24 protein-coding genes are annotated in these 25,578 nt (G+C 41.0%); 3 read left to right on the forward strand and 21 right to left on the reverse strand.

What is annotated here, in order from left to right; genetic code table 11:
• The first annotated feature begins 439 nt into the window (after positions 1 to 439).
• Positions 440 to 628: a 50S ribosomal protein L28 gene (gene rpmB / locus PO903_RS20090; RefSeq protein WP_069329046.1), complete on the forward strand. Its 189-nt coding sequence runs from the start codon at positions 440 to 442 to the stop codon at positions 626 to 628.
• Between the two features lie 207 nt (positions 629 to 835).
• Here the strand turns inward: rpmB and rpe are convergent, their stop codons facing one another.
• The 6 genes from rpe to PO903_RS20120 form a co-directional block, all read right to left on the reverse strand.
• Complete coding sequence (rpe, locus tag PO903_RS20095) at positions 836 to 1,498, reverse strand: ribulose-phosphate 3-epimerase (protein WP_273594396.1); 663 nt, start codon at positions 1,496 to 1,498, stop codon at positions 836 to 838.
• A gap of 3 nt (positions 1,499 to 1,501) precedes the next feature.
• Complete coding sequence (rsgA, locus tag PO903_RS20100; RefSeq protein ID WP_137220703.1) at positions 1,502 to 2,431, reverse strand: ribosome small subunit-dependent GTPase A; 930 nt, start codon at positions 2,429 to 2,431, stop codon at positions 1,502 to 1,504.
• 80 nt (positions 2,432 to 2,511) lie between these two features.
• Positions 2,512 to 4,686 carry a Stk1 family PASTA domain-containing Ser/Thr kinase gene (pknB, locus tag PO903_RS20105; RefSeq protein WP_273594397.1) on the reverse strand — a complete coding sequence of 725 codons (2,175 nt, stop codon included), beginning with the start codon at positions 4,684 to 4,686 and terminating at the stop codon, positions 2,512 to 2,514.
• Positions 4,683 to 5,456, reverse strand: a complete 774-nt coding sequence (locus tag PO903_RS20110) for a Stp1/IreP family PP2C-type Ser/Thr phosphatase (protein WP_069329043.1) — start codon at positions 5,454 to 5,456, stop codon at positions 4,683 to 4,685. Before PO903_RS20110 ends, pknB begins: the two co-directional genes overlap by 4 nt.
• Before the next feature lie 6 nt (positions 5,457 to 5,462).
• Positions 5,463 to 6,509, reverse strand: coding sequence for a dual-specificity RNA methyltransferase RlmN (gene rlmN, locus PO903_RS20115; RefSeq protein ID WP_069329042.1), 1,047 nt, complete (start codon positions 6,507 to 6,509; stop codon positions 5,463 to 5,465).
• Positions 6,510 to 6,767: 258 nt separating this feature from the next.
• A complete protein-coding gene (locus tag PO903_RS20120; RefSeq protein WP_083243609.1) occupies positions 6,768 to 7,331 on the reverse strand; it encodes a TetR/AcrR family transcriptional regulator in 564 nt (187 codons plus the stop codon).
• A 191-nt stretch (positions 7,332 to 7,522) separates the two neighbouring features.
• Between PO903_RS20120 and PO903_RS20125 the strand changes: the two genes are divergently transcribed.
• Complete coding sequence (locus tag PO903_RS20125; RefSeq protein ID WP_273594398.1) at positions 7,523 to 8,398, forward strand: alpha/beta fold hydrolase; 876 nt, start codon at positions 7,523 to 7,525, stop codon at positions 8,396 to 8,398.
• Positions 8,399 to 8,483: 85 nt separating this feature from the next.
• Here PO903_RS20125 and rsmB read toward each other — a convergent pair whose 3' ends face one another.
• From rsmB to dapF, 11 genes are all read right to left on the reverse strand, one after another.
• Positions 8,484 to 9,923 carry a 16S rRNA (cytosine(967)-C(5))-methyltransferase RsmB gene (gene rsmB, locus PO903_RS20130; RefSeq protein ID WP_273594399.1) on the reverse strand — a complete coding sequence of 480 codons (1,440 nt, stop codon included), beginning with the start codon at positions 9,921 to 9,923 and terminating at the stop codon, positions 8,484 to 8,486.
• On the reverse strand, positions 9,920 to 10,870 hold the full coding sequence (fmt, locus tag PO903_RS20135) for a methionyl-tRNA formyltransferase (protein WP_273594400.1): 951 nt from the start codon (positions 10,868 to 10,870) through the stop codon (positions 9,920 to 9,922). Before fmt ends, rsmB begins: the two co-directional genes overlap by 4 nt.
• Positions 10,871 to 10,877: 7 nt before the next feature.
• A complete protein-coding gene (gene def / locus PO903_RS20140; protein WP_137220708.1) occupies positions 10,878 to 11,357 on the reverse strand; it encodes a peptide deformylase in 480 nt (159 codons plus the stop codon).
• 65 nt (positions 11,358 to 11,422) lie between these two features.
• Entirely contained in the window at positions 11,423 to 13,948 is a 2,526-nt protein-coding gene (gene priA / locus PO903_RS20145) for a primosomal protein N' (RefSeq protein ID WP_273594401.1), read from the reverse strand.
• Positions 13,945 to 15,174: a bifunctional phosphopantothenoylcysteine decarboxylase/phosphopantothenate--cysteine ligase CoaBC gene (gene coaBC, locus PO903_RS20150; RefSeq protein WP_273594402.1), complete on the reverse strand. Its 1,230-nt coding sequence runs from the start codon at positions 15,172 to 15,174 to the stop codon at positions 13,945 to 13,947. The genes priA and coaBC overlap by 4 nt, the downstream gene beginning before the upstream one ends.
• Before the next feature lie 202 nt (positions 15,175 to 15,376).
• Positions 15,377 to 15,595 carry a DNA-directed RNA polymerase subunit omega gene (gene rpoZ, locus PO903_RS20155; protein ID WP_069329035.1) on the reverse strand — a complete coding sequence of 73 codons (219 nt, stop codon included), beginning with the start codon at positions 15,593 to 15,595 and terminating at the stop codon, positions 15,377 to 15,379.
• A gap of 48 nt (positions 15,596 to 15,643) precedes the next feature.
• Positions 15,644 to 16,216 carry a guanylate kinase gene (gmk, locus tag PO903_RS20160; protein ID WP_069329034.1) on the reverse strand — a complete coding sequence of 191 codons (573 nt, stop codon included), beginning with the start codon at positions 16,214 to 16,216 and terminating at the stop codon, positions 15,644 to 15,646.
• A gap of 67 nt (positions 16,217 to 16,283) precedes the next feature.
• The gene (gene remA, locus PO903_RS20165; RefSeq protein WP_020615370.1) at positions 16,284 to 16,544 is read right to left on the reverse strand and encodes an extracellular matrix/biofilm regulator RemA; all 261 of its coding nucleotides are present in this window, start codon (positions 16,542 to 16,544) and stop codon (positions 16,284 to 16,286) included.
• A gap of 63 nt (positions 16,545 to 16,607) precedes the next feature.
• On the reverse strand, positions 16,608 to 17,504 hold the full coding sequence (locus tag PO903_RS20170) for a YicC/YloC family endoribonuclease (protein ID WP_273594691.1): 897 nt from the start codon (positions 17,502 to 17,504) through the stop codon (positions 16,608 to 16,610).
• 32 nt (positions 17,505 to 17,536) lie between these two features.
• Positions 17,537 to 19,429, reverse strand: coding sequence for a bifunctional homocysteine S-methyltransferase/methylenetetrahydrofolate reductase (locus PO903_RS20175; protein ID WP_273594403.1), 1,893 nt, complete (start codon positions 19,427 to 19,429; stop codon positions 17,537 to 17,539).
• Between the two features lie 115 nt (positions 19,430 to 19,544).
• Positions 19,545 to 20,381 carry a diaminopimelate epimerase gene (gene dapF / locus PO903_RS20180; protein ID WP_273594404.1) on the reverse strand — a complete coding sequence of 279 codons (837 nt, stop codon included), beginning with the start codon at positions 20,379 to 20,381 and terminating at the stop codon, positions 19,545 to 19,547.
• Between the two features lie 124 nt (positions 20,382 to 20,505).
• Here dapF and PO903_RS20185 point away from each other — a divergent pair, with 124 nt between their 5' ends.
• Positions 20,506 to 22,266 carry an Rqc2 family fibronectin-binding protein gene (locus PO903_RS20185; protein ID WP_273594405.1) on the forward strand — a complete coding sequence of 587 codons (1,761 nt, stop codon included), beginning with the start codon at positions 20,506 to 20,508 and terminating at the stop codon, positions 22,264 to 22,266.
• Between the two features lie 167 nt (positions 22,267 to 22,433).
• Here the strand turns inward: PO903_RS20185 and PO903_RS20190 are convergent, their stop codons facing one another.
• From PO903_RS20190 to PO903_RS20205, 4 genes are all read right to left on the reverse strand, one after another.
• A complete protein-coding gene (locus PO903_RS20190; protein WP_273594406.1) occupies positions 22,434 to 23,321 on the reverse strand; it encodes a PHP domain-containing protein in 888 nt (295 codons plus the stop codon).
• Between the two features lie 51 nt (positions 23,322 to 23,372).
• The gene (locus PO903_RS20195) at positions 23,373 to 24,275 is read right to left on the reverse strand and encodes a selenium metabolism-associated LysR family transcriptional regulator (RefSeq protein WP_069329030.1); all 903 of its coding nucleotides are present in this window, start codon (positions 24,273 to 24,275) and stop codon (positions 23,373 to 23,375) included.
• A 207-nt stretch (positions 24,276 to 24,482) separates the two neighbouring features.
• On the reverse strand, positions 24,483 to 24,920 hold the full coding sequence (locus PO903_RS20200) for a hypothetical protein (protein ID WP_069329029.1): 438 nt from the start codon (positions 24,918 to 24,920) through the stop codon (positions 24,483 to 24,485).
• A 393-nt stretch (positions 24,921 to 25,313) separates the two neighbouring features.
• Complete coding sequence (locus PO903_RS20205) at positions 25,314 to 25,562, reverse strand: YlbG family protein (protein WP_069329121.1); 249 nt, start codon at positions 25,560 to 25,562, stop codon at positions 25,314 to 25,316.
• Between the last annotated feature and the right edge of the window lie 16 nt (positions 25,563 to 25,578).

The raw sequence follows: 25,578 nt of genomic DNA on the forward strand, positions 1-25,578 counted from the left end.
GAAAATTCCCCTTCCTCATCATACCTATACATCCTGCCGGATCATATTTCGGTCAGGATATTCATTTTTAGTTGTAGTTAAGATTGTTGAAAAGCCATATTTGTATTTCATAAGGACTATAACAGACTATTCTCTATCAATGCCACTCTATCCATTACCACCATAACTACAAATTAGAACCTTGTCCTTGTACCAAGTACCAAAAATAGGCGAGAAGGTATAAAGAATAGACGATTTCTTATAAACGATCCAGAAATCATCAAGTCAGTTACCTTTAAGATCCAACAAAAAGATATACGTCGGACTATTTTACATTGTACTATAACCTACCATAGAAATAAATAAAGTATTTGACACTGTTGACTATAGTCAAATCGTTATGCTAATATGGTAGAAGTGTTGTTTTCATGCAGTTTTTTTGGAAATAGGAGGTGTAACTATGGCTCGCAAATGTTATGTAACAGGTAAAAAACCTGGTAGTGGTAATACTGTTTCTCACGCTAATAACCGCAATCGTCGTACTTGGGGCGTGAACGTTCAAAAAGTTCGCATCTTGGTAGACGGTAAACCAAAACGCGTATATGTCAGCACCCGTGCTTTGAAATCCGGTAAAGTGACTCGCGTATAATTTACGGCTAATACATTTGTATTATATGTAATGATGAAAAGCATCTCTAGCGATAGGGATGTTTTTTTGATTTCATTTTTAAAGTATGGCTCAAACATTCCAAATATACATATACACCTATATAAAAAACCAGTAACTATTATCGTACTGATAACGTTACTGGTTTTTTTATGATATATACGCAATCACTACAAGATCATGAGTTGGTTAGTTCAAGCTATCTCGAATACTTTGGATCGCTTTAGCACGATCAGGAGCTCCAAAGATAGCACTTCCTGCTACTAACACATCTGCACCTGCATCCACGACCAATTTGGCAGTTGTTGCGGAGATGCCTCCATCGACTTCGATATGAAAAGCCGTATGACCTTTCGCGTTAGCCCAATCACGTAATTGTTTTACTTTATCGACCATACGTGGGATAAACGCTTGTCCACCAAAACCCGGGTTAACGGTCATCACAAGCACCATATCCAAATCATCCAATACTTCTTCAATCGCAGAGATCGGAGTCGCAGGATTCAAGGCTACCCCTGCTTTCACACCATGCTCTTTGATCAAATGAATAACACGATGTAAATGTACACATGCTTCTGCATGCACAGTAATCATATGTGCGCCTGCTTTAACAAAATCAGCAATATAATTTTCTGGATTTTCGATCATTAGATGCACATCTACAAACAATCCTGTATGCGGAGCCACCGCCTGTAATACAGGAGCACCGAATGTAATATTAGGTACAAAATGACCATCCATTACATCAACATGTAACCAATCTGCTCCACTACGTTCGATTTCTGCGATTTCTGCACCTAATTTGGCAAAATCAGCAGACAAGATCGAAGGCGCAATTTTGATAGGATTCATCGTTCAATACCTCCGTTTTTCATCTTTCATTTCTTGATAAAATAATTGATAGTGCTTATAGCGACTTTCTGCGATTTCACCTTTAGCTAATGCTTCGGTTACTTTACAGCCCGGTTCGTGTAAATGAGTACATCCACGGAACTTACAACCGTCTGAGTATTCATTGAACTCACGGAAACATGATCCCAAGTCTTCTAAATCTACACCAAGCTGTGTAAAGTTCATCTGACTGAATCCCGGAGTATCGGCTACATAACCACCGCCATCAAGCTCTATCAGCTCGACATGGCGTGTCGTATGCCGTCCACGTCCAAGTCGCATACTGATCTCGCTAGTATTGATTGTACTTCCAGGAATAATAGCATTCAGTAAAGAAGATTTACCCACACCTGATTGTCCTGCAAACATACTGATTCGATTCGATAATTCTGCACGAATCGATGCTGTACCTAAACCGTCTTCCGCACTGGTCAAAATGACTTTATAACCAATTTGTTCATACAGTAGACGTGCTTGCTCCACTTCAGCTAATGTTTGGGTATCGTCTGGATCGATCAAGTCCATTTTGCTAAAACAAATCAATGGTTCTAGATTCGCATCTTCCACATGAACCAGAAATTTATCTAATAAATGTAGACTCAAATCCGGTTCTTTCACTGAAAACAGAAGAACAGCTTGTTCAATATTGGCCACAGGTGGACGAATCAACTCTGTTTTTCGAGGCAATAATTCTTCCACTGTACCTTCTCCATTTTCAGTTAACGAATACAACACTTGATCGCCGACTAAAGGCGCAATCCCTTTTTTCTTAAGAATACCGCGTCCACGACACTGAACTGTTTTCCGGTGATCCCCGCCCGAGGCTATATCATCGACTTGTTGTTGTACATAATAGTAGCCGCTTAAAGCTTTGACGATTAAGCCCTGTAGCATGTGATTACGTCCCCTCATGGATAAAGCTTATTTCTTTGGATTGTGCATTCTTATGGTTACTGGTTTATACATGATCACTATTACGGTGTACTGGTATCTCCACTATCCGCTGTTCCTTCTTCTGTTGTTGGATCAGTCGTCGCAGTTCCATCTGTAGCTGGATCAGTCGGTGTAGTGCCTTGACCGTCTACTGGTGGATCTACGGCAGGATCATCTGTTCCCGTGCCTGTGCCTGTACTTCCACCATTATCGACCGGTGGAACTTCAACAGGAGCGTCTGGTTCGACTACAGTTTCTTGTACAGTACCTTGCTTCGCTTCGTTATACCCAATCGCGTACGTATCAATAAATTCACCATCACGATAGATCGATACAGCGCCATCTCGATTCGGTCCCAAAACCATATTCACTTTTAGCGATTGACGTGAATTGATTGTTTTGGTTCCCCAATCTTTGTTTTCACCAGTAGCATCGGTATATTTAATATTGATTTTGCTTGATTTGCCTGCTGTAGCTGGCGGAATAGATACGGAGTACGTATAGTCGAATGCTTCTGGCGGATACCCAGAGCTCACCCAGAACGATATTTTACTTCCTTTGCTTAATGAATTACCGGAAGCAGGATTTTGTCGGGTCACTTTACCATTCGCTACAGTATAGCTGGTTTCTTGCCCTACATCGCCTATAGCAAATCCGTTAGAAGATAGTTTGGATTGCGCCTCTGATTGACTCATACCGGTTAGATCAGGTACTGAAGCTGTAGCTGTTCCTTTACTTACAGTCACCGTGACTGTTGTCGTTGCGGGATCAACATCTGCATTCGCTCCTGGAGTCTGATCAAATACGGTTCCACTATCTACATTGTCATTATTTGCATCTATACGTGTTATCTGATCTTCTTTGAATCCTTCAGCAAGTAAGAGTTTACGTGCATCTTCATATGTTTTGGCATTCAGATCAGGCATTTTGGATAACTCTTTTTCAGCGGTAACCGTAATATCAATTATAGCGCCCTCTTTGACCATCGATCCCGCGTCTTTACTCTGGGCGATCACAATACCGGCAGGCTGTCCTTCTTTGTATTCACTTGTGACCTGACCGATTTCCAACCCCTGAGCCTTCACTAGCTGCTTAGCGTTATCCTGTGTCTGATTGATCAGATTCGGTACAGCCACATCTGCCACTTCTAAAGTCGAGCGAACATACATCGTCGCAATCGTCATCAGTGCCAGCAAGACGACAACCGCAGAAATCCAAATCGTCGGCTTCACCCATCTACGCTGTTTCTTCGAAGGCGCAGACGAGCGTGACATTTCACGATCAGACTTACGATCATCATCCCCAACAGGAATCGAAGTCGGGCGAATTGCGGATATAACTCGTGTCTGTTCATCATCATCAATCGTAGGGAAATACACTTTGGTTTCACTACGACGTTCTGGTAAAAGACAAGTGTCCAAATCTTGCAACATTTCATGCGCCGAGTTATAACGTTCCGAAGGATTTTTGCGCATAGATTTCAAAATAATATTTTCTACACTTTGCGGAATCAGCGGATTGATCAACCGCGGTTCTTCAAATTCATCTTGTAAATGCTTAAGCGCTACACTAATAGGACTTTCGCCCAGAAAAGGAAGTCGCCCAGTGAGCATTTGATACAATACAATACCCAGTGAATACAGATCAGACTTCTCGCCTGTAGCCACACCTTTAGCATGTTCAGGTGAAAAGTAATGCACCGAACCGACCACAGAGCCTGTCTGTGTAATCGTTGTAGAGGTGACAGCACGAGCAATACCAAAATCGGTTACTTTGACCCGTCCATTACGTCCGATCAAAATATTATGCGGTTTGATATCACGATGAATAATCTGATTATGATGAGCATGATCTAGTGCATCGCAGATTTGGGAAGCAATTCGTATCGCTTCATCTACAGGCAAAGGCGCACGTTCTTTGATCACTTCATTTAAATTGTAACCTTGTACATATTCCATCACGATATAGTGAATATCGCCTTCTTGTCCGACATCATAGATGCTGACCACATTAGGATGTGATAAGGAAGCCGCCGATTGAGCTTCACGACGAAAACGGCGAATAAATTCTTCATCATATACAAATTGCTGGCGCAAAACTTTGATGGCAACATGACGATTAAGCAGCACATCGCGCGCATTATATACAAGCGCCATACCACCGCCACCGATTTCCTCGATGACTTCATAACGGCCGCCTAGCGTATGTCCGATCATTGTTCCCACCCCTTCGTGCTTAACTCTACTGTAGAGTCATCCATTTCGAACAGGGCAACAGTAATATTATCTTCGCCACCAGCTTCTAGGGCTAATGCTACTAAATGCTTCGCGCGTTCTTCAAGTGCAATACCTGCTAACGCAACGGTCTCGATCTGCTGATTACCAATCATATTGGTTAAGCCATCGCTACATAGTAATAACACTTCGCCAACTTTAAGCTGAATATCGTCAATTTCAACGACAACTTCTGCATCTGTACCCAGCGCACGTGTTAATACATTACGGCGCGGATGAACAGCTGCTTCTTCTTGGGTGATCTGATGATTTTTGAGTAATTCATTGACCAGTGTATGATCTTGCGTTAATAGACGTAATGCTTCTTCGCCTACCAGATAAGCGCGGCTATCACCGATATGACCGATAATGCCGCTATTACCGCGTAGCAATACAGCTACAACAGTCGTTCCCATATTGTGGTAACTGTCGTCCATTTGAGCAGTATGAAAAACAACATTATTCGCATGTAAAATAGCATCATGTAATGCGGCACGACATGCTTCAAGCGATAAGCCCGCTTCTAGCCCTTGCAGATCACCAATAATCGTCTGCACTGCCAGTTGACTTGCTGTATCGCCAGCACGATGTCCGCCCATACCATCAGCAACTATACCTAATGTATATTCCTGTTGAATTGAACCAATCCATACTGAATCTTCATTCACTTGTCGAACGTGTCCCCTATCACTATGTTGCGCTGTTCTAATCAAATGTGATCACCTCGCAGTCGACTCCATGTGTTTCGCTCGTAATTGTCCACAAGCAGCAGCGATATCGTGTCCTTGCTCACGACGGATCGTTACATTCACACCTTTGTCTGATAAAATACGCTGGAATTCAAAAATATCTTTGCGCGGGGTACGCACATAATCACGTTCTGGAACATAGTTAACAGGAATCAAATTGACATGACACATCATTGTTTTGAGAACATCTGCTAATTCTTCTGCATGCTCAGGTTGATCATTAACGCCACCAATCAACGCATATTCAAACGTAATCCGGCGACCTGTTTTCTTCAAATAATAACGAAGAGATTCCATTACATCATCAAAAGGAAAACGACGGTTAACCGGCATTAATTTAGAACGTAATTTATCATTCGGTGCATGAATAGAGATCGCTAGATTGATCTGCGTATCTTCATCTGCAAATTTGTAAATATTCGGTACGATTCCACTTGTAGAAACAGTGATATGACGTTGACCGATATTCAATCCTTTTTCATGAATCATAATCCGTAAAAAGGTCATTGTTGCTTCATAGTTTTCAAAAGGTTCACCTGAACCCATAATAACGATACTGCTTACCCGTTCATTTGTTTCATCCAAAATCTTCTGTGCTTGAACAACCTGAGCAACAATTTCACCTGCTGTCAGATTACGTTTCAATCCGCCCAGTGTGGATGCACAGAATGTACAACCGATACGGCAACCTACCTGTGTCGTTACACAGATACTATTTCCGTAGTTGTGACGCATAATAACCGTCTCGATCGCATGAGCATCATGCAGACCAAATAAAAACTTAACCGTACCATCTTTAGACTGCATTTTTGTAATCTCATCCAATAGAACAAAAGAAAACTGGTCGTCTAGTTTAGCGCGAAGTTCCTTGGAAAGGTTAGTCATTTCCTCAAACGAAGTCACACGCTTCACATACAGCCAGTCGAAAATTTGTCCTGCACGGAAAGCAGGTTCATTATTTTCTTTTGCCCAGTTCTGTAGATCTTCCAAAGCATAATCATATATAAAAGGTTTCATTACAATTATCACACCTATTCTCAAATTCTTTTCATTTTTTGATACTACTGATTACATGACGGTCAACATTGAATTTCATCCTTACTATTCTAGCATAAAACAATCAAACCCTAAAGAGTCTGTTCATTAAGATATCGTCATATTTATCACAACTTTATTCATTTTACAGATTATAGACTCATATTTATTTATAAACATAGCAAAAGTCGCTTTATTCAAGGCATATTTCGTTATCCTAAGATATCCAGCCAAGATCCATTACGATAGTTGCTGAATCAGAATTTGTGCTGCTTCACGAGCATGAACAGCTGCCTCTGGCTCTGTTTGTAGCATATAAGTCATTATAGCTCCTTCTACTAACATATATAGAGTGCTAGCTAACATTTGCGATTGTTTAACATTGCACTGTTCTACCAGTGATGCAATATAATCACGTAGATACACTTTATATTGATGAGAAGCTACAAAGTAAGGATGATTATCATCTGAAAATTCCGAAGCTGTTTTGATAAAAGCACAGCCTGTAAAATCTGGCGCTACAAACCATTCTCCTAACACATCATAGACAGCTAGCAAACGATTTTGTGGTGTACCTCCGCGACGATCAACAGAAGATTCGAACCAATCTCTCCACTGTTCATCCTGTCTTTTCAGATAAGACAAAACAAGTTCATCTTTGGATGGAAAATGATTATATAACGTCATTTTGGCGACTTTAGATTCGGCGACGACTTGATCGACACCTGTAGCACGAATCCCCTGTTTATTAAAAAGTTCAGAAGCGACTCGCAGAATCTGTTCTTTTTTACTTTTATTAACCATCACATAACCTCTATTCCCAAAAGCTTTTGCAATTGATTATCAATATATACAGACCTGTAAGTTTATATTAAATCGACTCCAATGTAAATACAAATAAAATAGCTTGAAACTATACAGACCTGTATGTATAATTTAAAAAGTGATAGCACCATTACACATTGCAATTCAAAACTAAAACTGAGGTGATCTCTATGAACGTGAAGCATAAGTATGAGCTGGTTAATGGTTTAAACATTTTTTATCGAGAAGCAGGTAATCGCAATCATCCCACGATTTTGTTACTACACGGATTCCCATCTTCCTCGCATATGTACCGTAATCTTATGATTCAACTTGCTGATCGTTACCATGTTATTGCTCCTGACTATCCAGGGTTTGGTAACAGCGATCAACCGCCAATGGCTGATTTCGAGTATACGTTCGACAGTATTGCTCATCTGATCAACGATTTTGTTGAACAATTAAACTTGGCTACGTACAGTATCTACGTACATGATTACGGCGCTCCAGTTGGCTATCGTCTAGCCGTTATGCATCCAGAACGTGTTCAAGCGATTATTTCTCAGAATGGTAATGCTTATGAAGTGGGACTTGAATCTGCATGGGCACCTATCCAAGCTTTTTGGAAAAATCCTAACGATGCTGCGATTCGTCAAGATGTGCTTGACATATTAACAATCGAAGTTACAAAACATCAATATGTAAATGGAACGCGTGACCCTGAATCCATTAGTCCAGACAATTGGAACAACGATCAGATTCATCTGGATCGAGAAGGTAATCAAGAGATTCAACTGGCGCTCTATTTTGATTATCAGAACAATCTGAAGCAATATCCAACATGGCATGAATACTTCCGTACTTATCAACCACCTGTTCTTGTCGCATGGGGTAAAAATGATATGTTTTTTGGAGTCAAGGGAGCCTTAGCGTATATGGATGATCTTGAAGATGTAGATGTTCATTTGTTGAACACAGGGCATTTTCCACTGGAAGAAGATTTAGCGATTAGCGTTGATCTGATTCGACACTTTTTAGAGACTCGATTAATCGGTTCATCCTCATAAATATGCAGACCTGTCTGTTTAAAAGTGAATTTCTTTTCCAACATAAAAAGCGCCCAAAAGGCGCTTTCTTTGTATATCATTTATTTTAATGACTGTTTTTACGTAGTGCCGCAATATAGAATCCATCTGAATGAAAATCTTGCGGTAAAATCTGTACACCTGTTGTAGCATGATTGGTAGTGATCGGTGCAAAAGGAACCACTTCAAACTGCTTATTTTGATGTAAAAAAGATTCCACAATCGCTTCATTTTCACTACGTTCAATCGTACATGTACTGTATACCAGAATACCATCAGGCTTGAGTAAAGTAGACATATTCTGCAACAACTGTTGTTGTAACTGTACGATTTCTTTGATATCCGCCATACTTTTATTCCATTTAAGATCAGGTTTACGACGAATAACACCTAGACCGGAACATGGAGCATCTAACAATATCCGATCAAAAGAACCCGCAGGATAACGTTCTGCTAGTGTTAAGGCATCACCAACGGTCGTTTCGATAATCGAAAGTTGTAGACGTTCTGCCTGATCATCAACCAACTGACGCTTGTGCTCATGAATATCGTTAGCTACAATATGGCCACTGTTATTCATTTTCTCTGCCAAATGAACACTTTTCCCACCGGGAGCCGCGCAACAATCGAGTACATTCATTCCAGCTTGAACTTGTACCGCTTCTGCCACTAACATCGAACTTTCATCTTGTACCGAAATCAATCCTTCTTGATACCATGATGTTAACGCCATATTACCGCCACCATGTACCAGAATACCATCTGGAGATAATGGAGAAATTTCTACCTCATATCCTTCACTTTGTAGCAATTCCAACATCGCTGTACGAGAAGTACGATGCGTATTTACACGAATACTTACCGATGGAGCTTCATTATTAGAAATACAGATTTGCTCTGCTGTCGCTTCATCATATTGCTTGATCCAACGTGCTACCATCCATTCAGGGAATGAATGTTGCAATGATATTCTTTTGGCTGCTGGCAAATCTTGCGGAATAACTAATTCTTCACGACGACGAATTACATTACGCAAGACACCATTAACCATTCCTGATATGCCTTGATGTCCACGACGCTTCGCAATATTAACCGCTTCATTTACAGCCGCATGCGCAGGAATACGATCTAGATAATAGATTTGATAAAAGCTAAACCGTAACAGATTACGTACCCATGGTTGAAGTTTATTTAAGCCTTTAGCCACAAATTGTCCAAGGAAATAATCAATCGTATTCAGACGTGAAATCGTACCGTACACTAGCTCTGTGGCGAGTCCAATATCCGCACGTTCCAAACGAATACGATTGAGCATTTGATTGAGAACAAGATTACTATATGAACCTTCTTCTTCCACAGCAGTAAGTACTTCCAAAGCTACTTCACGAGCTGTTGTGGGGCGAACCGATTTGCTTTTTGGATCTGATTTCGTTTTGGTGCTATTTGCTAATGGGCTATCTGCATTCGGTTGACGTTTGGATTTGTTGTTATGATTTTGATTATTCACCCGAGCACCGTACCTTTAGTCATTGACGTTCCGCGTACAAATTCAGACGCTTTGAGCGCTTTTTTACCCGCAGGTTGAATCTCTGTAAGTGTCACTGTGTTATCGCCTGTACGAACAACGATACCTTCTGGAGACAAGTCTAAAACAGTTCCAGGTTTGGCATCGAGTACAGCACCTGTTAAAGTGACATCGGTAGCAGGTTTGCTCATTTTCCATACTTTGAATACTTCACCGTTCCATAACGTGAATCCACCGGAAAACGGTACAAGACCACGCACTTGATTATATAATTCACGACTGGTTTTCGACCAATCCAACTGTTCATCTTCACGAGTTAGGTTCGGAGCATAGGTTGATTCATCATCATTTTGCGGTTCTGCGTCAACTTTACCTTCTAACAAACGTGGCAATTCTTGACGAAGAATTGTTGCTCCCGCTTCACTCATTTTGGCAAATAAGGTACCCGATGTATCTTCATCGGTAATCGGAACTTCAATCTTGGAGATCATATCCCCTGTATCAAGTCCCTCTGCCATATACATCAGTGTAATCCCTGTTACTGTCTCACCATTAATAATACACCGCTGAATCGGTGCACCACCACGATATTTAGGCAACAAAGAACCATGAATATTGACACAACCTAGACGAGGAAGATCAAGTACTGCTTTGGGCAAAATCTGTCCAAAAGCAGCCGTTACGATCAAATCAGGTTCATAAGCGGCCAGTTCTGCAATAGATTCTGGATTTCTCATCCGCTGTGGTTGAAGAACAGGAATACCATGTTCTACAGCTGCCGCTTTGACAGGCGTAGGCGTTAATACTTTTTTACGACCTTGAGGACGATCGGGTTGAGTTACGACACAGACTACGTTCATGCCTTCTTCAATCAGAACATTCAAGCTATGCACAGCAAAATCAGGTGTGCCCATAAATGCAATTTTCACGATAGACTTATTCCCCTTCCTCATCTAGCTTACGGTCATAGACACGTTCTGCGATATCAGTAAACAGTACACCGTTCAAGTGATCGATCTCATGTTGAAAAGCACGTGCTAATAGATCACGACCTGTGATTGTCACTTCTTCACCATTACGATCTAACCCTTTAACCGTTACTTCCAACGCACGACGAACTTGACCATTTAGACCTGGAATACTCAGACAGCCTTCAGTGCCTAATTGCTCGCCATTGCTTTCTATAATTTCAGGATTAATGAGTTCGATCAATCCGTTATCATCGCCTACATCAACTACAATCAGACGTTTCAAAATCCCAACTTGTGGCGCAGCAAGACCTACACCATCTGCATCATACATCGTGTCCGCCATATCGGTTAACAACTTTTGTACATTGGGTGTAATTTTAGTCACTTCTTTTGCTTTTTTGTGAAGCACGTCATCCGGTTCAGTTACAATAATACGTATAGCCATTCTTTATCCCGTCCTTTATGTCATCTCTCTACTTTTGCGTTGTTACTATTTTGCATAAACCCTTTTTACATTAATACCTGTGGATCGACATCGATACTGATTAATAATTCTTTATCACGTACGCTGTCTTGCAATTGTTCTGCCACATGCTCTGCAAGCTTGGCAACGTCCATATCTCCACGCCATTTTATCATACATTGGAATCGGTATCTATTTTTTAAGCGTGGGATTGGCGAAGCGACAGGACCTAATACATCCAGAGCTTCATTTGAAAATCGTTCCAGACTACCTAACCAACCCAATTTAGAGGCTTGATCTTTAATCATCTGTGTATAATTTTCAGCAATTCGTACTAACAAAGCCAACTTCTCATGAGAAAAGGTAATCAGTGCTAGACGGCAATAAGGTGGATACCCTAATGTCTGACGATGCTTTAATTCTTCACGTACAAATGAATGATAATCGTGATGACTGGCATGTATGACCGAATAATGCTCTGGATTATACGTCTGCACAATCACTTCGCCCGGTAAATGATGACGACCGGCTCGACCGGCTACCTGTGTAAGTAGTTGGAACGTTTTCTCCGCTGCTCGAAAATCAGGTAAATGTAACGCCGAATCGGCAGCAATAACACCGACCAATGTCACATCTGGAAAATCCAATCCTTTCGCTACCATTTGGGTACCTAACAGTAAATCCGCTTTTTTATCTCGGAATTGATTTAATAATTTCTCATGTGACCCTTTTTGTGTGGTTGTATCGACATCCATCCGTACAACACGAATACCGGGAAATAACTTCGCCAATTCTTCTTCGACACGCTGTGTTCCTGTGCCAAAATAACGAATATGCTCGCTACCACATTCCGGGCATATTTGCGGAGCCGGTTCAGCATGTCCACAGTAGTGACAACGTAGACTGTTCGAGCGCTGATGATAGGTGAGTGAGATATCGCAGTTCGGACATTCAGCTACATATCCACAAGTACGACACATAACAAAAGTAGAATGACCACGTCGATTAAGCAAAAGAACCGTTTGTTGCTTTTTCTCTAGCCGATCTTCTATCGCTTGGTGAAGCGGTCGGCTAAACATCGAGCGGTTGCCTTCTTTCAACTCTTCACGCATATCAATAATCTCTACAGCTGGAAGCTCACTTCCAAGTGCACGTCCATGAATTTCCAATAAGGTTGGCATAAATTCATCATTTGCTTGGGATCTAGCTGCATAATAACTTTCCAATGAAGGGGTAGCTGATCCCAAAATAACCACTGCATTATGCTGATGAGCACGATGAATAGCTACATCACGAGCATGGTACTTCGGACTTTCTTCTTGCTTATACGAAGTCTCATGCTCTTCATCCATAATAATTAAGCCCAGATTAGAAAAAGGAGCAAAAATCGCTGATCGTGCCCCAATAGCAACTTGCGATTTGCCTTCACGGATTTTGCGCCACTCATCATAACGTTCCCCACTGGATAAACGGCTATGCATCACTGCTACACGATCGCCAAACCGACCTTTGAATCGCTCAACCATCTGCGGAGTCAGTGCAATCTCAGGTACCAACATAATCGCTTGTCGATCTTGTTCAATCACACGCTGAATACATTGCAGATACACTTCTGTTTTACCACTGCCTGTAATCCCGTGAATTAAATATTCCCCTTTTTCCCACTTGTTAATCCGATTGATGATCGAGTTATATACCTGTTGCTGTTCATCGGTTAATGTAAATGGAGTAGTAGGTGTAAAGTTACGATCTTGATAAGGATCACGATACACTTCCATATCCATAATAGCGATATATCCTTTGTCGGCTAAAGCTTTCACTGTACTGGCTGTTACGCCAAGCACCGTCATAATTTCTTTCAACGGTACATCGCCGCCTGTATCTGCGATATACGTTAGTACTTCTTGCTGACGTTTGGCTTTGGCAGGAAATTCTTCAATAATCGTACGAATCTCATCTTCTGGCAAATGTAAAGAAACCGTTCGAACAGTTTTCTTTTGCACTTTATCACGTATGCTACGGCTTTCTAATAATATGCCTCGTTGTAACAACGATTTGATAATATGCGCTTGTTCACCAAAACGTCGACTTAACAATTCCATTCGCACTTCTTGTTGCTTTTGAATATGAGAGATAATCTGTTCTTCTTCATCGGTTAATAAAGATGTTGTAGCATCAAAAAGAGAATCTTCGCCTACCCAAGATTCACGTTCAGCCACTCGAATATACCGTTCTGCTTTACCTTTCAAAGCCGCAGGTAACATCGATTGAAGGGCAGTAATCCGATGACACGCATATTTGGCGCTCATCCATTCAGACAATTCTACTAATTCTTCTGAAAGTGGAGGCACAAGATCAAGTAATTCCTGCAATGCTTTGAGCTTTGCAGCAGGTGTCTCTGATGTTCCACTTAATCCAATAACAAATCCTTGTAATGTACGTGGGCCAAAAGGAACACCGACACGACTCCCTACTTCTAACCATCCTTGCATCGATTCCGGCACAATATAATCAAATGGACGATCTGTGCCCCGGCTAGGTACATCAACAATCACCTGAGCAATAAGCGTCATGAGGTAGACACTCCATTCAGCCGTTTAGCTACTACACTCAACAATTGGATCGCTACGTCATCTTTACTCATCAAAGGCAAATCCACTACTAATCCATCAGCATCATAAATCTGAACTACATTGGTATCTGTACCAAAACCTGCTCCAACTGTGGTGACATCATTAGCGACTAATAGATCACAGTTTTTGCGTTTTAATTTGCCCATAGCATGTTCAGCCACATCATTCGTTTCTGCGGCAAATCCAATCAGGAATTGTCCCTGTTTGCGTTGACCCAGACTTTCCAAAATATCGACTGTTTTTTCGAGTTCTAATGTAAGCCCCTCGTCTTTTTTCTTCATTTTGGTATCGTATACAGTGCGTGGACGATAATCTGCAACAGCTGCTGTTTGAACCATAATATCGGTGCTGTTCCATTCTCCTAATACAGCCTCATACATATCTTGAGCAGACTGAACACGTACAGTCTCGATCCCTTCAGGTAAAGGTACTTGAACCGTCCCTGCGATCAGTCGTACCGATGCACCCATATCACGAGCCGCTTTAGCAATGGCAATCCCCATTTTGCCGGAAGAATCATTCGTAATAAAGCGAACAGGATCAATCCGTTCCACGGTTGCACCTGCGGTGACTGTTACTTTTTTGCCTGCTAATGCTTGACTTAACTGATTACGATGAGCCTGAGCTTGAAAAAAGTCTTGTACTACTCTAATAATCGTCTCCGGTTCTTCCAAACGTCCTTTGCCAACATAACCACAAGCAAGCATTCCACTTCCAGGCTCGATCATTAGCACACCTCTACTAACCAGTGTATTCATATTCTGCACCACGGCTGGATGCTGATACATGTGTACATTCATTGCTGGAGCTACCATGATTGGAGCCATCGTTGCAAGCAAAGTTGAAGAAAGCATATCGTCTGCTAGTCCATGAGCCATTTTAGCTATTGTATTTGCTGTGGTTGGAGCAATTAATACCAGATCGGCTAGATCGGCTAGATTAATATGCGTGACTACTTCTGGATCACGTTCGTCAAATGTATCTATATGAACCGGGTTACGAGAGAGCGTCTGTAGGGTAAGTTCGGTAATAAATTTGGAAGCTGAACGTGTCATAATAACATGTACATCTGCTCCTTGTTTTACCAATCCGCTACATAACGCTGCCGCTTTGTAAGCAGCGATTCCGCCAGTAATCCCTAGCACAATCTTTTTACCTTGCAGCATCTCTATCTCCCCGCTTTCGTTTAGTTTGAGCAATTATTCATCCCTTTATTATACCGCTTTTTGTAGTAAAAAGGGAATAACAGTGATCATTTCGAGAACTTTTCAAAAAAAATAACAACCTTTCGGTTGTTAGCAAGTGGCGCCGGGGACCGTATTTAATTATACATTAGATAGCGGACCCCTTTACCTAGACCCTTACTTCTTACTCGTCGTCATACTCTGTTTCTGTTCTGCGTTCAATGCGAAGAATATCGTTATAGATTTCTTCTAATGCAATACCTACATATTTGCTCGCATGAGCATCTTTCAATTCACTAGTGCTACCTTCGCGCAATTGTCTTGCACGACGGGAAGCTGCAACAACAAGAGAGTACTTACTGTCGACTTTAGTCATCATTTCATCAATAGAAGGATATAACATTAGATACACACACCTCTTCGTGTTCTGCGAAATAAACTTCCGCAGGACTTATTTTGTAATCTTACAATGTTCTGCGACAATAATACTCTGGATTCGCATACATGCTAGATCAATTTCATCATTGACTACAGAGTAATCATAATGCTTCATCAATTCCAACTCGTCAGCAGCTACCGTCATCCGATTCATAATCGTATCTACGGTTTCAGTTCCACGCCCATGCAGACGTTGTTCCAATTCTTCAAACGAAGGTGGAGTCAAAAAAATAAATACGCCTTCTGGAAACTTCTCCATGACTTTCAAAGCACCTTGTACTTCGATTTCAAGGAAAATATCGTTACCCGCATTCAGCGTATCTTCTACAAAATCACGTGGAGTGCCATAGAAGTTACCTACATACTCCGCATGTTCCAGCAATCGATCATTTTGGATCATTGACTGGAATTGTTCATGACTTTTGAAAAAGTAATTCACTCCGTCCACTTCCCCTGCACGAGGCTGACGAGTGGTTGCAGATACAGAATAGATCAACTCGGGCATGCGCGTCCGAAGAGCACTGCATACCGTCCCTTTACCGACACCAGACGGGCCGGATAACACAAATAATAATCCTTTAGACATGGTACACTCCATTTTAGGCTGTTGCGTCGTACGGTCTGTACTGGATTGATCAACAGCCTCTTTTTGTTTATTCGTCGTGATCATCATCTTTGGTAGATAGACGATGTGCTACGGTTTCCGGTTGCACTGCGGAAAGAATCACATGATCGCTATCTGTAATGATAACAGCACGAGTACGACGACCATATGTGGCATCAATGAGCATATGACGATCGCGTGCTTCCTGAATAATTCTTTTGATTGGTGCAGACTCAGGGCTTACTATAGAAATAATCCGATTAGCGGATACAATATTTCCGAAGCCAATATTGATAAGTTTGATGGCCATCTTCAGGTTTTTCCCCCTATACATTTGACTCATTTACGCCGAAATGAGGTCGCTGACTTGCATTCATTCCAAATTTGCAGCTTGTTCACGGACTTTTTCCAGTTCCGCTTTCATCTCAACCACATGATTAGTCAGAGCCAGATGATTTGCTTTGGAACCAATTGTATTCACTTCTCTATTCATTTCTTGAATCAAAAAATCAAGTCTACGCCCTATCGCATCATTACTTTCGAGCAATAACCTGCACTGCTGAAAATGACTATTCAAACGTGTCAATTCTTCATCAATATTTGAACGATCTGCAAATACGGCGATCTCCATGCTGATTCTGGAATCATCCCAATGATAACTTCCATCCTGAAGTTCAGATAATCGCTGTACCAGACGTACACGATGTTCTTCTACTACAGTAGGTGCTAATTCACACATCTTCCGATAATGCTGCTCTAGTAAATTCAGACGCTCCCGCAAATCGTTAGCTAAATGAATCCCTTCTCGTGCACGCATTTCCAGTAAATTCTGAAGTGCTTCTTGTAGCCCCTGACCAAGAATCTGTTGCCACTGTGCTTGTCCTTCTTCATCTGCCAATTCCGAAGGTTGCTCAGTCGTCATTACTCCCGGTAATGCAAGCAATTGGTTAATATCCAACGTTCCATTCATGCCATAACGCTCTGTTAGCTCTTGACCTGCTTGTAAATAAGACTGGACATTCGCATAGTTGAGCTTCAGAGACGGAACTTGCCCTGTATCTTGCTCTTTGTTCATAAATACATCTATCCGTCCACGCTTGATCGCATCTTGAATCAGTCGTTTGAGACTGTCCTCCATTTGACCCCATTCGCGTGGTATACGCATCACGATTTCGCAATAACGATGGTTGACGGATTTGACTTCAATCTGGACTTTGTAGCCGCCAAATTGCACGGCGGACTGACCGTATCCGGTCATACTGAATGACATCGGCATCACATCCGTTATCCTATTGTAATTGATTATCTAGTGTGAAACAAGGGGTTTGGACGGCGCTTTGCTTTTGTCCATATATATTCAGTTAGCTGTACGCTCATATCATAAAACATAAACGGAGTCATAATATATATTCCATTAAAATGTTCCATAGCAACATCCAGCAGTTCTTTAGCGATCACTACGCCTGTAGCTCTGCCTTCTTCGCCTTCGAGTCCAGCCATTCGTCCACGTACTTCATCCGATAATTGGATACCCGGAACTTCATTATGAAGATATTCTGCATTACGCCCGCTCGCAAGTGGCATAATGCCGATAAAAATAGGAATATCCAAATGTTTGGTCGCTTCGCGAATATCAGCAATCAACTGCACATCGTAGACAGGCTGAGTCATAATATAATCAGCACCGGCAGCGATTTTCTTTTCCAGACGAACGACTGCTTTGTCGAGATGTTTTACGTTCGGGTTAAAGGCTGCCCCTACAACGAACTTGGCACGTTGTTTGAGTGGTTTACCTGAGAAAGCAATGCCTTCATTCAATTGCTTGATCATTTTGATCATATCAAATGAAGTCATATCGTAGACCGAACTTGCTCCTGGCAGATCACCAAATTTAGACGGATCACCGGTTACCGCTAGAACATGATCAATACCCAATGCATCGAATCCCATCATATGCGATTGACTACCGATCATATTGCGATCACGACAAGCAATATGGATCAAAGGGCGAATACCTGCTTCACGTTGCACAATATGTCCAAGTGCCATATTACTCATTCGAGTAACTGCTAGCGAATTGTCTGCTAGAGTTAATGCATCCACTCCTGCTTCTTTAAGCGCAGCTGCTCCTTTGAGAAAGCGAGTGATATCCAGATCACGAGGCGGATCCAGTTCAACGATAACGGTTGGACGTTCGCGCACCAGATCAACCAGTGTTGGAGGTACATCTTCTCCATTGCGATCACTTTCATCCATAATTGCATTTTCTATGGTTACACTGATCTGTGGAGTAGGTTTTTGTACATTTGAAAAGTCTAATGTCCCCGGTGTATATCCTTCTAGTGCTCTTGCGATTGCAGCGATATGTTCAGGTGTAGTTCCACAACATCCACCGATCACTCTGGCACCTAACTCGGCAAATCGAACACTCCGTTGACCAAAATAAGCCGGGCTTGCTCCATAACGATATTCACCATCAACATAATCAGCGACACCTGCATCTGGATAAACAGATAACGGTAACGATACTTTTCCTTGAATCGCTTCAAGTGCATGTAGTGTTCCATTAGGACCCACACGGCAATTAAGACCAACCATATCGGCTCCTGCATCCGTCAACAAAGCAAACGCATCTGGCAAAGCAAATCCATCTAACGTCCGAATCGCATCTTCTACTGTTAATTGGCACATGACAGGAATATCAGTAAGTTTGCGTACCTGCCGTAAAGCAATCGCCAGTTCTTCCACTTCAAAAAAAGTTTCTAACAAAATTCCATCTACACCTTCATCTAATAAAGAAGATACTTGTTGTCTAAAATATTGGCGTAATTCAGACCTCGGAATATTGGTACGTTTGCCATTGCGAATCGCTCCGACTGAACCAACGACATAAGCTTGATCCCCAGCTGCTGCCCGGGCAATACGTACCCCTGCGCGATTAATTTCATCGACTTTATCTTCAAGCCCATATTTAGATAATCGGTCATAATTAGCAGAAAATGTATTGGTCTCAATCATTTGAGCACCTGCATTAACATATTGACGATGTACATCTTCTATAATATGTGGACGAATCAAATTAAGTTCTTCATAAGAGATCCCTACTGGAAATCCTAATTGATATAAATAGGTTCCCATCGCTCCATCACCTATAATCACGCTATCTGTCCATTTGGAACGCAAATCTGGCTTCATTGTATAGTCCACCCCACTGGATTCATTTACGTTCTAATGTAGCACAAAAACAAGAGCTATAAGACGTTCAAACGGTGATATAGCTAAATTATATAACCAGACTGTTTGTAAGCTGTTATTCGGTTGTTTCTCCTGTATAGACCGTAGCCGCAGAACCTGTCATATAGACTTTGTTACTGGACTCATCCCATTCGATATATAAGTCTCCACCTTTAAGAGATACATATCCACTACGATCTGAATATCCATTAAGCACCGAAGAAACCAATGTTGCACAAGCACCTGTTCCACAAGCCAGTGTTGGCCCTGCTCCACGTTCCCATACACGCATATCCATACGATCACGACTTTGTACAGTTGTAAATTCTACATTGACTTTGCGTGGAAATAACGGATGATTTTCAAGCAGTGGTCCCCATTTATTCAGATCAATATTGACTGCATCATCGACATAAATAACACAGTGAGGATTACCCATTGATACCGCTGTAAAATGGAAAATCTGTCCTTCCACTTCAATCTCTTGATTCATCACAGGATTACCTTCTACTGCCACTGGAATTAAAGTGCTATCCAGAATGGGTGCTCCCATATCGACACGAACGGTATGCGCAACGCCATCTTCGGCTTGAACCGTTACCGATTGAACACCTGCACCCATCGTTTCTATTGTAATTTCAGTATGCGGCGTTAGACCGCGATCATATACATATTTGGCAACACAACGAATCGCATTTCCACATTGTTCTGCTTCTGATCCATCTGAATTAATAATACGCATCATAAAGTCTGCATTGGCGGACGGCAAAATATAGACTAAACCATCTGCACCGATACCAAAGTAACGATTGCAATGCTTAATCGCCAATTCTGCTACATTTGCTGGCAATGATGGCTCTCCATAAACAACGATAAAATCGTTGCCCAGACCATTCATTTTGGTAAATTCCATCTCAATCCTCTCCTCCGAAAAACACATTCTATTGGGTAAGCATACATGATGGCACTATAAATTGCTATGGGTTTGTGGCATGATAGAAGATGATTATGATAGTAAGAATAGGAGAATATTAGATATGGCATTAGATGGCATTGTTACCCGTGCGATTGTTCATGAGCTTCAGTCTCTACAAGGCGCACGTATTAATAAAATTCACCAACCGACAGGTAATGATATTGTTTTTCAGATTCGTGCACAACGTGGGAATCGCAAATTAATTCTAAGTGTGAACCCTACTTATCCACGTGTTCAATTTACCGAACAATCATTTATGAATCCGCAAGAAGCACCGATGTTCTGTATGTTACTCCGCAAACATTGTGAAGGCGCAATTATAGAATCCATTGAGCAAGTAGGTATGGAACGTGTCATTCATTTCAATGTGCGTCAACGTGATGAATTAGGCGATGTTTCATTCAAACGGTTAATTATCGAAATTATGGGTCGTCATAGTAATATGATTGTAATCGATCCGGCAACCAATACGATATTAGACGGAATTCATCATATTACACCCGCTATTAGTAGCTACCGTGTGATTATGCCTGGATTCAGCTATGTAGAACCGCCAGATCAGCACAAATTGAATCCGTTAGAAACAGGCGAACAACAGTTTATGGAACTGCATCGTGAAAATATTGATCCGCCTGCTCGTTTTATTTTGAATACGTTTAGTGGTCTGAGCCCTTTGATCGCTGAAGAAATTGTATATCGTGCTCAGCAAGCTGATGTGAGTGCTAATGGAGCAAATGAAAATCCGTATCCAGATGTACAGTATATCTGGCAAGCTTTTTCTACTTTAATGGAGCAAGTATCCAAAGGAGAATTCGCTCCTGTCAGTGGTCTGAATGCTCAAGGTAAAATCGTTTTTTCAGCAGTGCCGTTGACTCTGATTCAAGAGGAAGAAAAGCATTACGATTCGATCAGTCAATGTATCGAAGCTTATTATGGTGACAAAGCAGAACGTGATACCGTAAAACAGAAAACAAGTGATCTATTACGTTTTCTTCAAAATGAGCGCAGCAAAAATATTAAAAAGTTAGACAATCTACAAAAAGATATTCAAGAAGCTGAAGGTGCTGAAAAATTCCGTATCCAAGGTGAATTGTTATTCGCTTCGCTACATGAACTAAAACGTGGCGATAAACAGATCGAATTGATTAATTTCTATGATGAAGAACAGCGTCCAATTACGATCACTCTTGATCCGCAATTGACACCCTCTGATAATGCACAGCGTTATTTCAAACGGTATAACAAATACAAAAACAGTCTAGCGGTTATCGATCAACAATTAATCAAAACACATGCTGAAATTCAGTATTTGGATTCGTTGCTACAACAATTAGGCAGTGCTTCTTTGCAAGATATTGACGAGATTCGTGAAGAATTGGCGGAGCAAGGATATGTACGTAATCGTAATAAACGTGCCAAAAAGAAACGTAAAGACAATCGTCCGACTCTTCATGTCTATACGTCTAGTGAAGGTATCGAAATGTATGTAGGTAAAAACAATTTACAAAATGATTATATTACCAACAAATTAGCTCATTCCAATGACACATGGTTGCATACCAAAGATATTCCTGGTTCTCATGTGGTTATCCGTAGTCAACAATTTGGTGAAGCTACATTAGCAGAAGCTGCACAGCTTGCCGCTTATTTTAGTCAGGCTAAAGAATCCAGTAGTGTGCCTGTCGATTACACATTGATTCGTCATGTGCGTAAGCCCAGCGGAGCGAAGCCTGGATTTGTCATCTATGAGCAACAGACTACTTTGTTTATCACACCTGAAGAAGATGTCGTTAAAGGTTTGGAAAGTTCGATCAAATCTTAATCCGTATGTTTTAATGATATTTTAGAACTATCTAATATTGCTTTTGCGATGATGATTTACAAATAAAGAACGGCTTGAAACACCTTTGTTACAGGTGATCTTCAAGCCGTTCTTTTTCTTATCATTTTTCTTATGATGCAGAAATATTCCATTTGATTACGTTGTGATTATTCTGCTGTAATGCCTGTCTCGATCGCTGTCTGTAATTGACGCAATTGAACTAATGTAGACATCGGTACATTTTTACCGCCTAATGGGCCATGAAATACTTTGCCTTGGCGCTCCCCATGATAATCAGATCCACCTGTGACAATCAGATCACGACGTTGTGCGATTTCCAAATAGCGTTGTTCATCTTCAGGTGAATGATCGGAATGATATACTTCCAAGCCTGCTATCGAACTGTGATCCAGAATATGCTCCACTAATGTATCATCACCATAAATACCCGGATGAGCCATTACAGGAACTCCATTGGCTTCACGAATCCATACAGCCGCATCAGCAGCAGTAATACGTGGGGGTGAGACATAAGCGGCTGCACCTTCTGCTAAGTACTTGTTAAACGCATCTTTCATATCCGTTGCATATCCTTTGGCAACTAATACATCAGCCATATGCGGACGACCGATACTTTCGTCAGGCATTAATTCTCTGCCTAACTGTTCAATCACTTCTTCCATTGTAATCTCCACGCCAAGGTCACGTAAGTTTTGCAAAATCTGTACATTACGATGATCACGAACTTCACGCAATTGTTGCAGACGCTCTAATAATATAGGATCTTCTGTATTCAGATAATATCCTAGAATATGAATATCTTTGTTAGCTTCTCTTGTACTAATTTCCACACCGGCAATCACTTCAATATCATATAGCTTGCCTGCTTCGATTGCTTCAGCTACACCTGCAACAGTATCATGATCTGTGACAGCAATCGCACCTAGTCCTGCTTCTACAGCCAATTTCACATTTTGCGATGGGGTATTCATCCCATCAGATGCCTGACTATGTGTATGCAAATCTGCATAACGTTCTTTTGAAGACATATCCATATCTTATTCACTCCTCTTCTATTCCTTTATATATTGATTACACTTTCTTATTCAGACCCACTCATACTCTTGCACAAATTGTAAAAAAGTCACTGCTGGAATGGTTAGCAATGTCGATTTGAGATGAATCGAGTAAAATTGCCGCTGAAAGGAGACCCCTTCAATCGTTAGTACTTTCAGTAACCCTAATGCTACTTCATGCTTTACGGATGATGGGGATAAAATTGTAATGCCTAATCCTGCTTCTACAGCAGATTTAACAGCGCCTGTACTTCCAAGTTCCATGACAGTCTGAATTTGAGAGAGATCGACATGATGTCTAATCAATTCTTCTTCCATTACCTGTCGTGTACCTGATCCTTTTTCCCGTAATACAAAAGGATACGTTAGCATATCGGATAACTGTACTATCTCCTGCGTGGCTAAAGGATGATTACCTGGCACAATAAGCTTTAGTTCATCTTGCATCACAGGCTTAATCGTCATATCAGGATGTTCAACAGGAGCTTCGATTAGACCAAAATCCAATTGATTACGACTGATCTCATCTAAAATCTGAGTCGTATTCATCACTTTAAGCATCACTTTCATATGTGGATATCGTTGACCTAGTGGACCTAATAGACGTGGTAATACATATTCGCCAATCGTATTGCTTGCCCCCAATACCAATCGCCCTGCTAATGTATCTGTAAAGCGTGACATGACCGCATCTGTTTCTCGCATCAAATGGATACCTTGAGAAGCAAATGGCATCAAAGCATGTCCTGCTTCAGACAATTCAATTTTTTTGGTTGTACGGTGAAACAATTTCGTGCCAAAATGATCTTCCAACGACTGAACTTGCATCGTTACCGCAGGCTGAGTCATATGAAGCGCTTGGGCTGCTGCTGAAAAACTTCCTCGTTCAGCAACTGTATAAAAAATATGCAATTGATGAAAATTAAATGCCACTACCGTTTCCCCTCCTTGCTATGTATATAGTGTACCATTTTCAAATAAGCATACAAAAAAGAAGCTTGCTTGAATAGCAGCTTCTTCTCAAAGTATACCGACTCTATTTATAGTGGATTGGATATTCATTGCATGATTGCGCAAATGACTATAATGGGTTCATAACATCCATTAAGGTAGGTTTATCATGAATGAAGTTTATCATCCTTATTTACGTTTACGACTGTTTTTGATCAATGTCATACGGCGAGAGTGTCTTAACCAAGAATAGTAAGATTTAAGATCGCGCAGTTCAATCGTTTCGGACATTTTACCCAAAAATGTAACGATAATCATTTTGTGCAGTGGATTACCTGTAAGATCGTATTCACCCGGCAGATCAGCAAATTCAGCGACAACAACAAGGTCTTCATCGATCAAATATACATCTTCTTCTTTGCGGTAATAAGATATAATCCGATTTTGTTTAAGTGTTTCCCACATGAAGGAAGCGATCTCTTCTGGCTTGGTTTGAGCTTTGGCAATACGGTCATTATAACGACTGATCGCATGATTCGTGATCACAATATCAGCTACCTTTTTCTCGCCCAATTCCACGTGAAAAGGTTCGTACGTGCTCCAGCGTTCCATTACTTTATCTCTCATTAACTATTCACTCCCCATTCTGTATGGGTCTTTCCGTCTAAGTATTTATACCTATTAAGATATATATATCGTTCGCCCTACACAAGACGAAAAAGCTACCATTTTTAACGTTTTTTACTAAATATTTGACATTTTTAAAGTCATTTCATGTTATTAATTTATTTGTCTTTGTTATCTTACAGTTCTGTAGTCCCACTAAATATTATATCGACAGCTAGTCACGTTTCTTTAACCCATAAATGATAATTCTTCAAAATTATCGTAAATAATACTTATTAAATACCTTTAACCACTCATAAATGAAACCGTTTGCTGCAAATTAAATATAAAAAAGCGACCGTTTAAGGTCGCTTTTTGTTTATTGCTAAAGGTAATCATTCCCAAAGGGATTAATTAAATACCGTAAAATTGAGTCTGATCCGGTACTGCTTTGGTATACTCGGTCTTAATTTCATTACGATAAGAGCGTTCAACTTTACGTACATAAGAAAGACGACGGATATTTTTGAGTGTTTCTTCGGCTTTTTCAGTGTACAGATACATAACCACATAATGCATGCGACGTGAAATATAATGAACACAGCCATATTTTTCAAGATTGCGCGCTGCTTTGACATCGTTGACCCAGATAATATAACCGATACGTTCAGGTAGAGCT

It is taken from the genome of Paenibacillus sp. PK4536, from assembly GCF_028594455.2.
Classification (GTDB): domain Bacteria; phylum Bacillota; class Bacilli; order Paenibacillales; family Paenibacillaceae; genus Saccharibacillus; species Saccharibacillus nuruki.